General features: G+C 74.8%; 11 protein-coding genes. 5 read left to right on the plus strand and 6 right to left on the minus strand.

Features of this window, described 5'->3' with window-relative positions; genetic code table 11:
- Positions 1-24: 24 nt before the first annotated feature.
- A complete protein-coding gene (locus ACH4TG_RS37215) occupies positions 25-336 on the minus strand; it encodes a DUF4190 domain-containing protein (protein WP_398247117.1) in 312 nt (103 codons plus the stop codon).
- A 47-nt stretch (positions 337-383) separates the two neighbouring features.
- Positions 384-536, minus strand: coding sequence for a hypothetical protein (locus ACH4TG_RS37220; protein WP_398247118.1), 153 nt, complete (start codon positions 534-536; stop codon positions 384-386).
- Positions 537-639: 103 nt separating this feature from the next.
- On the opposite strand from ACH4TG_RS37220, the gene ACH4TG_RS37225 reads away from it, so the two are divergent.
- The 4 genes from ACH4TG_RS37225 (at position 640) to ACH4TG_RS37240 (ending at position 3,858) form a co-directional block, all read left to right on the plus strand.
- A complete protein-coding gene (locus ACH4TG_RS37225) occupies positions 640-1,275 on the plus strand; it encodes a TetR family transcriptional regulator (RefSeq protein WP_398247119.1) in 636 nt (211 codons plus the stop codon).
- A 282-nt stretch (positions 1,276-1,557) separates the two neighbouring features.
- A complete protein-coding gene (locus ACH4TG_RS37230; protein WP_398247120.1) occupies positions 1,558-2,700 on the plus strand; it encodes an AraC family transcriptional regulator ligand-binding domain-containing protein in 1,143 nt (380 codons plus the stop codon).
- Entirely contained in the window at positions 2,697-2,912 is a 216-nt protein-coding gene (locus tag ACH4TG_RS37235) for a hypothetical protein (protein ID WP_398247121.1), read from the plus strand. The genes ACH4TG_RS37230 and ACH4TG_RS37235 overlap by 4 nt, the downstream gene beginning before the upstream one ends.
- Positions 2,913-3,081: 169 nt before the next feature.
- A complete protein-coding gene (locus tag ACH4TG_RS37240; protein ID WP_398247122.1) occupies positions 3,082-3,858 on the plus strand; it encodes a DUF6227 family protein in 777 nt (258 codons plus the stop codon).
- Here ACH4TG_RS37240 and ACH4TG_RS37245 read toward each other — a convergent pair.
- The 4 genes from ACH4TG_RS37245 to ACH4TG_RS37260 form a co-directional block, all read right to left on the minus strand.
- Positions 3,855-4,886, minus strand: a complete 1,032-nt coding sequence (locus ACH4TG_RS37245) for a carbohydrate kinase family protein (RefSeq protein WP_398247123.1) — start codon at positions 4,884-4,886, stop codon at positions 3,855-3,857. The genes ACH4TG_RS37240 and ACH4TG_RS37245 overlap by 4 nt on opposite strands.
- Positions 4,849-5,511 (minus strand): hypothetical protein, encoded by a 663-nt coding sequence (locus ACH4TG_RS37250; protein ID WP_398247124.1) that lies wholly within the window; start codon positions 5,509-5,511, stop codon positions 4,849-4,851. Before ACH4TG_RS37250 ends, ACH4TG_RS37245 begins: the two co-directional genes overlap by 38 nt.
- 216 nt (positions 5,512-5,727) lie before the next feature.
- Positions 5,728-6,402, minus strand: coding sequence for an RNA polymerase sigma factor (locus ACH4TG_RS37255; RefSeq protein ID WP_398247125.1), 675 nt, complete (start codon positions 6,400-6,402; stop codon positions 5,728-5,730).
- A gap of 215 nt (positions 6,403-6,617) precedes the next feature.
- A complete protein-coding gene (locus tag ACH4TG_RS37260; RefSeq protein WP_398247126.1) occupies positions 6,618-7,148 on the minus strand; it encodes a MarR family winged helix-turn-helix transcriptional regulator in 531 nt (176 codons plus the stop codon).
- A gap of 207 nt (positions 7,149-7,355) precedes the next feature.
- On the opposite strand from ACH4TG_RS37260, the gene ACH4TG_RS37265 reads away from it, so the two are divergent.
- Positions 7,356-7,907 carry a YceI family protein gene (locus ACH4TG_RS37265; RefSeq protein ID WP_398247127.1) on the plus strand — a complete coding sequence of 184 codons (552 nt, stop codon included), beginning with the start codon at positions 7,356-7,358 and terminating at the stop codon, positions 7,905-7,907.
- Positions 7,908-8,092: the final 185 nt, after the last annotated feature.

The raw sequence follows: 8,092 nt of genomic DNA on the forward strand, positions 1-8,092 counted from the left end.
GCCCGGGCGAGCGCCCGGGCCGGTTCAGCTGAAGGACCAGATCACGCCGTGGTTGGCGACGGTGACGGCGACCATCACGGCCAGGTCGGCCACGCCCAGGACCAGGCCCAGCAGGGCGCGTCCGCGGCGGGTCGTGCCGCGGGCGAGGGCGACGGCGGCCAGCACGATGGCGGCAGGGCCGAGCACCAGGTTGAGGACGAGCAGGCCCGGCACGCCGAGCAGGAACGAGGCGACGGCCATGCCGTCGGCGTCGCGGGTGGTGGAGCGCGCGGCCGGTGTTCCGGTCGCGACCGGGGTGGCGGCGGAGTTCACGGTGTTCCTTCCGGGAACGGTCATGGTGCGCGGACGGTGAGGGGACGTACCGGGTACCGCGGCTGCTCGGGTCAGCCGCGGTGGCGGCCGACGCGCTCGCGGACCGCGAAGCCGACCAGCCAGAAGCCGATCGCGCAGGCCGCGACGGTGAAGACGGTGAGCGAGGTGTGGGCCGCGGCGCCCATCAGGACGCCCATGCCGACCAGGAGGACGACGAGACTCATATCGACTGCACCTCCGAGGAGTTGAGGTTTCGGATGACAGTTGTTCACTGACTTCTTCAGTCTACGGTGGCGAAAGTCGGCGAACGGTTGTTTACTGAATGACATGAGTCACACTTCCGGGGTCCGCCAGGCGCAGAAGCAGCAGACCCGCCAGGCCCTGCTGGACGCCGGGTTGCGGCTGCTCGAACACCAGAACCTCAGCAGCCTGGGACTGCGCGAGCTGACCCGGGAGGTCGGCGTCTCGCCGGCCGCGTTCTACCGGCACTTCCCTGACATGGCGGACCTGGGGGTCGCCCTGGTCGGCGAGTCGCTGGGCAGCCTGCACGCGGTCATCCGGGCGGTGATGGCCGAGACCACCGACTCCGCGGACATCATCGACCGCACGGTCGCCATCACGGCGGAGTACGTCGCCCGCCACCGGCCGCACATCCGGTTCATCGCCCGCGAGCGGTACGGCGGCGTGCAGGCGGTGCGCGAGGCGATCGCGGCCGAACTCCACGGATTCGCGGACGAGGTGGCCGCCGGCCTGGCCGTGCAGCCGGCGTCGGCCGGCTGGTCGCCGGACGACCTGCGGGTGCTGGCCGAACTCTACGTCGACCACATGGTGATGACCGCCGCGGCTTTCCTCGACGTACCCGCCGACGACGTCGCGGCGCTCGAACGCGTCGCGCACGCCGCCCGGTTGAGGATGCGGATCATCAGCATCGGCCGGGCCCACTGGCTCGACCCGCAGGACTGACGCGCCGGGCCGCGCTGCCGGGAGCCGGTGCGGACGGCTGTGGCCCGCACCGGCTCTCCCCCGCCCGTCCCGCCACTCCCCCGTGACCCCCGTGCGGGCGGCAGCGGCGCGCGGCGACGCGCCGTAACCTGATCATCCACCGGACCGAAAGACGATTCCAGGTCGGAACGTGCCACCCACGGGACAGAACGCGCCATGTCACCGCGTAGGCTGCAGGACCACCCCACGGCACCCGGCCGGCTCCGCGGCGCCGTGCCGCCCGACCGCCGGAGGTGTCCGGGGATGCCGCCCGCCCAGCCGACCGCCGATGCCCGCAACGACCGGCCGGACGCGGGGACCGCAGGTCCCGCACCGGTGCCGGTGTACACCGAGAGCATCGTGGTGCCGCGGTTCATCGCCACCGCGTCGTCCCGCGGACGGCACGAGGCGGAGGGCCTCGTCCGGGCGGCGGGGCTGCCGCGCGTGCTGACCGCGCCGGAGACCGCCCGCACCCCGTCGGCGCACACCTACCGGCTGTGGGGCGCGGTGGTGGCCCGCAGCGGGCGCCGGGACGCCGGGTTGCACGCCGCCACCGGCTACCGGCCGGGCATGCTCGACCTGTTCGACTACCTGCTGAGCACCGCGGCCACCCTCGGCGAGGGCCTGGCGCACGCCTCGGCCAACGTGCACCTGGTCAGCAGCAACTCCCTGCTGACCACCGAGGAGTGCGGCGACGAGATCACCGTCACCTATGCCGTGCGGCACGGCGACGAGGAACTGCGCGGCGTGGTCGCGGAGTTCGCGCTCGCCGTGGTGACGGCGCAACTGCGGCACACCACCGGGACCGCGTTCTCCCCGCTGCGGGTGTCGTTCGCGCACCGCGCGCCGAGCCGGGCGGACGGATACCGCGCCGCGTTCGGGTCGGCGCAGATCGAGTTCGGCGCCGGGCAGGATGCGCTGACCCTGCACCGCGGCGACCTGGAACGGCCGCTGGTGACCGCCGACCCCGCGCTCGCCGCCATCATCCGGCGGACGGCCGCCGCCCTGTCGGCGCCGCACCAGGCCGGAACGCCGGCCGTGCCCGGCCTCCGGGAGGTGATCGCCGGCCAACTCCCCGACGGCAGGCCGTCGCTGGCCGAGGCGGCACGGCGGCTGGCGGTCAGCCCGCGGACCCTGCAGCGGCGGCTCGGCGAGTCCGGCACCACCTGGCGCGCCGAGCTCGACGCGGTGCGCCGCGACCAGGCCGCGGGCCTGCATCCGTCGGAGACCGGGCCGCAGGCGCGGGCCGCCCGGCTCGGTTTCGCCGAATCCCGGTCGCTGCGCCGCGCGATGAACCGCTGGGACGAGGCGAAGGCGCACGAGGCCGCACGGCAGGACGTTCAGGTCCAGGATGGAGAGCGGCGGCGCGACCGCCGGCACCCCGAGGAGACAGCGGAGGCATCATGACCGGCGAGCAGCGGCTCCCCGACGACGGCGGGCCCCACGGCGTCACCGAGGGCGGTGACCCGGTCTGCTGGCTGGAGCGGGTCTGCGACGAGTGCGGGGCGATGCGCGAGGACCCGGCGGCCGCCGCCTGCGCCCGCTGCGGCACGCCGTTCCCCGGCCCGCAGTCCCCGACCGGCTCCGGCTCCGGGCCCGGCACCGACGGGCACTGCTGACGCCCGCGACCGCCCCCGTCGGCGTCCTGCCTGCTCCCGGGCCCGGGGGGCGCATGGGGTGGCGGAGTGCGCCGGGAAATCCTCCGGAACGCGGGTGCAATCGGCGACCGCGCTACTACCCTGAGTCGCCGGCAGGTGGACTGGACGCCGAGGGAGCCGGGAGGGCCTTATGGACGCTGAGCCCGCGGGGCCGCTGGGGTCGCATGTCGCGCGGTCGGGCGGCAGCCCGACGGAACAGCTCGCCGGTCTGCTGGACCGCGCGTCCAACGGCGCCCGGACGGCACGGCAGTTGGCGGCGGTGCGGTCGGCACTGATGCACCACTGCGGCCTGCAGTCCTGCCGGCACACCAAGGGCCCGCCGCGGCGGCTGGACCGCCGCACGTTCCGGCACAGCTTCCTGCTGCCGGACGGCGGCGTGCGGGTGGTGTGGGAGCTGGAGCACAACACCGGGCCGGGCGGGGACGTGGAGCACGCGGTCTTCGTCGACCGCGAGGACCTGGCGCTCGCCGAGTGGGACGTCGACGCGGCGTTCGGCCTGCCCCTGGGCCCCGGCAAGCTGCCGCCGGCCGCGGTGCCCGACCCGCCGGAGGCGCCCGCCCACGAACTGCTGCGCCGGGCGTACCCCGAGGGCGACTCGCCCGAGCACGCCTGGCGGCTGCTGCGCCGCGCCGCGAACCCGGGCGCGCCGGGTCCGGAGGTGCTGGCCCGGCTGCGCGGCGCCATCGGGCACGACATCAGCATCGTGACCCGGCGCAGCGCCGTCGTCGCGGGCCGCCTGGTCTCCTGGGCGCTGTACGAGCATGCCTTCCTGCTGCTGGACGGCACCGAGCTGAGCCTGTGGGAGATCGACCACACCCGCACGCCCAGCGGCGTCCCGGTGTGCGAGGTGTACGCCTCGCGGGACGCCGCCCTGGACACCGCGGTCCGGCGGATCGAGGCCGGCTAGCTGTAGCGGCCGGCCCGGTCCGCGCCGCCGGCGTCCCCGGCGTCCCCGGCGTCCCCGACTCCCGGGAGGTCCGCGGCCCAGCGGGCCCGGGAGAGGGCGGACTCCAGCGCCGCCGCGCTGATGACCTCCTCGTGGGTGCCGTGGCTGCCGCACGCGTACGCCCCCGACACCGATCCGGCGAGCACGCACTCGTCCAGGTCCGCGCCGCGGAACCGGGCGTGCAGGAAGCCGGTCAGGAACGCGTCGCCCGCGCCGTTGCTGTCCACCACCGGCCGCTCGGGGACGACCGTGGGGAACCGCCGGGGCTCGTGGCCGCCGCGTTCCAGCACGAGGCAGCCCGCGGCGCCGTCGGTGGCGACCACCAGCGCGGCCCGCCCGTGCGCCAGGATCTGCCGCATCACCGCGGGGGTGCGCTCCCTGGTATGCGCGGCGCTGAGGAACACCAGGTCGGCGCCGTACGCCCACGGGTGCGCGGAGGGGTCCTCACCATCCCAGGCGTGCAGGTCGGTGGAGATGCCGCACCCGAGGCGGGCGGCGTCCGCGAACACGTCCTGGGCCAGCTGCGAGCGCGACACGTGCACATGGCGGGCGCGGCTGAGGAACGGCAGGTAGAAGTCGCGGGGCAGCCGCAGGTCCTCGGGGTGGCGGCCGTCGAAGAAGGAGAACCGCCGCCCTGCCCGGTCCACCAGGTTGACGCTGCGCGGGGTGCCGCCGGGCGCGGGCAGATGGCTGAAGTCGAGGCCCGCCGCGGCGTACCGCTCCAGGATCATCCGGCCCTGCGCGTCGTCCCCGAGGAAGTCCACGAACTTGGTGGCCAGGCCCAGCGCGTGGAAGCCGAGCGCCACCCCGTTCCCGGTGTGCGCCACGTAGTCCCGGATCGGCGGCACACCGAGGGAGTCCCCGCCCGGCAGGGTCAGTTCATCGACCCGCACGATCGTGTCGATGCCCGTCCCGCCGACCACCAGCACGTCGTAGGTCGAAGCTGCGTCCTCAGGCCGATCGGCGGGGCGGGCGGTGGCGGTGGTCATCGTTGTACTCCCTGTCGGTGTCCTCGCGGCCGGCATCCGGGTCGTGCGCGGTGCGGTCGGTGCTGCGATCCGCCGCGCGATCCGTGACCGTACCGTCCTCGGCGTCCTCGCCCCGCGGCGGCCCCTCCTCGTCGTCGTGGAGCACCAGCAGCGACAGCCGGGACAGCGGCGGTACCGGCCCGCTGCGGCCGGCCTGCTCCCACGCAATGGTGACGGTCAGCCGCAGCACCTTCCGTGCCACGTACAACAGCAGGAAGGCCAGCGGGAGTTCCGCGACGACCGCGGTGATGACCGAGCCGATCAGCTCGTCGCTGTTCCAGTCGAGCACGATGTCGAACCAGGCGTCGCAGCACAGCAGCGTGGCCGTCACTATCGCCCACGGGATGAAGATCTGCCGCCGCCGCCACGCGCAGAGCGCGGTCACCCCGATCGCGGCGATCAGGGCGCCGTCGAACCCGACCCAGGCAAGCCGCCACTGGTTCACCTCGTGGTGCGACGGCAGGCTCACCGACAGGTAGGCGATCCACGGGATCAGGAACAGGAAGCTTCCCGTGACGACCGCGAGGAACAATCGGCGCAGATGGCGCACATGCGGATCGTCCATCGATGGGATCTCGGGCAACATGAGTCCCACTCTGCCCGATCATGGACACGACCTGCATGTGCTCCCGGTTTTCCAAGGTCGATTCCGCCGCGGGCCGCCCGGAACCAAGGCCCGGGAGGGCCTCCGGCACCGGCGCGCAGGGACGGCCCGGACCGGGCACCGGCCGCGGCACGCGACCGGGATCGGACGGGCGAAGGGCGGGGCGGGGACGCGGCGGACGACGGGACCGCGGTCCGGTCAGGCGCCGGGGGCGCCGGGGGCGCCGGGGGCGCCGGGGGGCGGGACGGCCGGGCCCTGGGCGAGTTGCTCGGCGAGCCGCCGCAGGCCGCGGTGCGCGGCCGTGCGCACCGCGCCGGGGCGCTTGCCGAGGACGGCTGCGGCGGCCGGCCCGCTCAGCCCGATCACCACCCGCAGCAGCACCGCCCCGGCCTGGTCCGGCGGCAGCCCGGCGACCAGGGCGAGGGCGTCCGCGGTGGACAGGTTCTCCAGCGCCACACCGGCGGAGTCCGGCGCGGGCGCCGGCTCGGCGGGGACGGCGTCGAGCGCGGTGGTGCGCGGGCGCTTCCCGGCCCGCCGCAGGTGGTCCAGCGCGCGGTGCCGGGCGATGGTCGCGGCCCAGCCGCGGAAGGCGTCGCCGTCGCCACGGAAGGTGGCCAGGTCCCGCACGATGTCGTGCCACGCCTCGGAGGCGACGTCGTCCGCGTCGTCCCCGACGATGCCACGGACGTAGCGCAGCAGCATCGGCTGCACCGCGCGGTAGACGTCGCAGAACGCGGCCTCGTCGCCGCTGCGGGCACGGACCACCGTACGGCCGAGCCAGCCGTCGTCGGGCCGCGTCCGGCGCCGCGTGCCGCCGTCCGCGCGGGCCGGGCCCGCCACCGGGTGGAGCGCCGCGACGGCCGGGACCGTCACCGCCGGCCCCGCCCGCGCAAAGGGGTGCCTGCCGCTGTGCGCTGCCGCGTCGCCGACGGATCCCGCATGCCACCTGCCTTCGCTTTCGCGCTCCTGCCGCAGAGGGGACCGCGCACCGCCCTCAGGCGCGCGGTCCTACACCACACAGCGCCCAGGGCGGCGAATTCGTCACACCGGTACCACCGGCATCGCTCGGGCCGTGCCGGAGGAACGTCTCAGCAGGGGCCCGGCGCGGGGTCGACCGAGGTGACCGCGTCCGTGACGGTGCCGAACAGCTCCTCGCCGAGCGGCTCGACGACACGGGTCCGCAGCACCCTGGCCAGGGTGCGGGAGGCGGCGAGCACCCGCTCGGCGCCCGCGGTGGTGAGCGCGGTGTAGGTGACGCGCCGGTCGGAACCGGAGGGGCGGCGCTCCACGAGCCCGGCCTCGGCGAGCCGGTCCACCACCTTGGTGGTCCCGGCGGTGGAGAAGTCGAGCGCCTGGGCGAGCTGGTTCATGGGCGCGGCCTGGCCGGGGGCGGTGATGAGGAACATCAGGGCCTGGAAGGAGGACGGGGCGAGGTCGTTCTCCACCTGGACGTCGGCCAACAGGTTGGAGTTGAGGCGCTTCACGCCGGAGTGCAGGTTGTGCCACTGCTGGAGCAGGGCGATCTCCGCGTGACTGGGGGCCAGGTCGACGTCGTACACGAGACCTTCGGCGACCCCGTACGTCGCCGCCGCCTCGTCCGGCTGTACTGGTCCCGTCATCCCGTGTGCTCCCGTCTTCGCTGGTCGCGCTGTGAGTACCCGCCCTGGTGGGGGAAAGCGTGCTATGGCACCAGGATAACCTCCCGGTAACCATCTCGCTGGCGAGCTAATATCTGGCTACCTAATATCTGGTACCGTATTTATCCTTGTAACCATACTGCTCCAAGGCGGTAGCGGCACCGCCCGCGCCGAGGGAAGGACCAAGCAATGCCCGACACCACCGGCACCACCCAGCACGCCCCCCACCCCGCCACCGCGGCGACCGCGGGGCGCTGGACCCTGGACCCCGCGAGTTCCTCGGTCGACTTCCGTTGCGGGTCGTTCTGGGGCATGGAGACCGTCAAGGGCACCTTCAAGGAGATCTCCGGCGACGGCGAGGTCCTGTCCGGCGGCGGCGCGCAGGGCACGCTGACGATCCAGGCGGCCTCGCTGGACAGCGCCCACGCGAAGCGTGACGCGCACCTGCGCACCGACGACTTCTTCGACGTCGACAACCACCCGCAGGTGGTCTTCACCGCCCGTTCGGTGTCCCCGGCCGGCAGCGACAGCGTCGAGGTGGCGGGCGACCTCACGGTCCGCGGCATCACGCACCCGCTGACCTTCACCGCGCGGATCAGCGACGCGACCCCCGAGGCCGCCACGCTCACCGCCGAGGTGCCCATCTCCCGCAGCACGTACGCGATGACCTGGAACAAGTGGGGCATGGTCAAGGACCGCGCGACCATCGCGGTGACGGCGCGCTTCGTCCACCAGGGCTGACCCACCCGGACCCGGGCGGGGCCCGGACCGCTCCGGCCAGTACTTCCCCCCGCCGGCGCGCGTCTGCGCCCCTCCCTTACGAGAGCCGCGGCCCCCCCGGGGGGGGGCCCGGGGGGGCCCCCGGGGGGGGGCGCGGGGGGGGGGGGGCCCCCCCGGGGGGGGGGGGGGCCGGCCGCGCCACGGGG

It is taken from the genome of Streptomyces sp. NPDC020917 (assembly GCF_044333795.1).
In the GTDB taxonomy this organism is placed as follows: Bacteria; Actinomycetota; Actinomycetes; order Streptomycetales; family Streptomycetaceae; genus Actinacidiphila.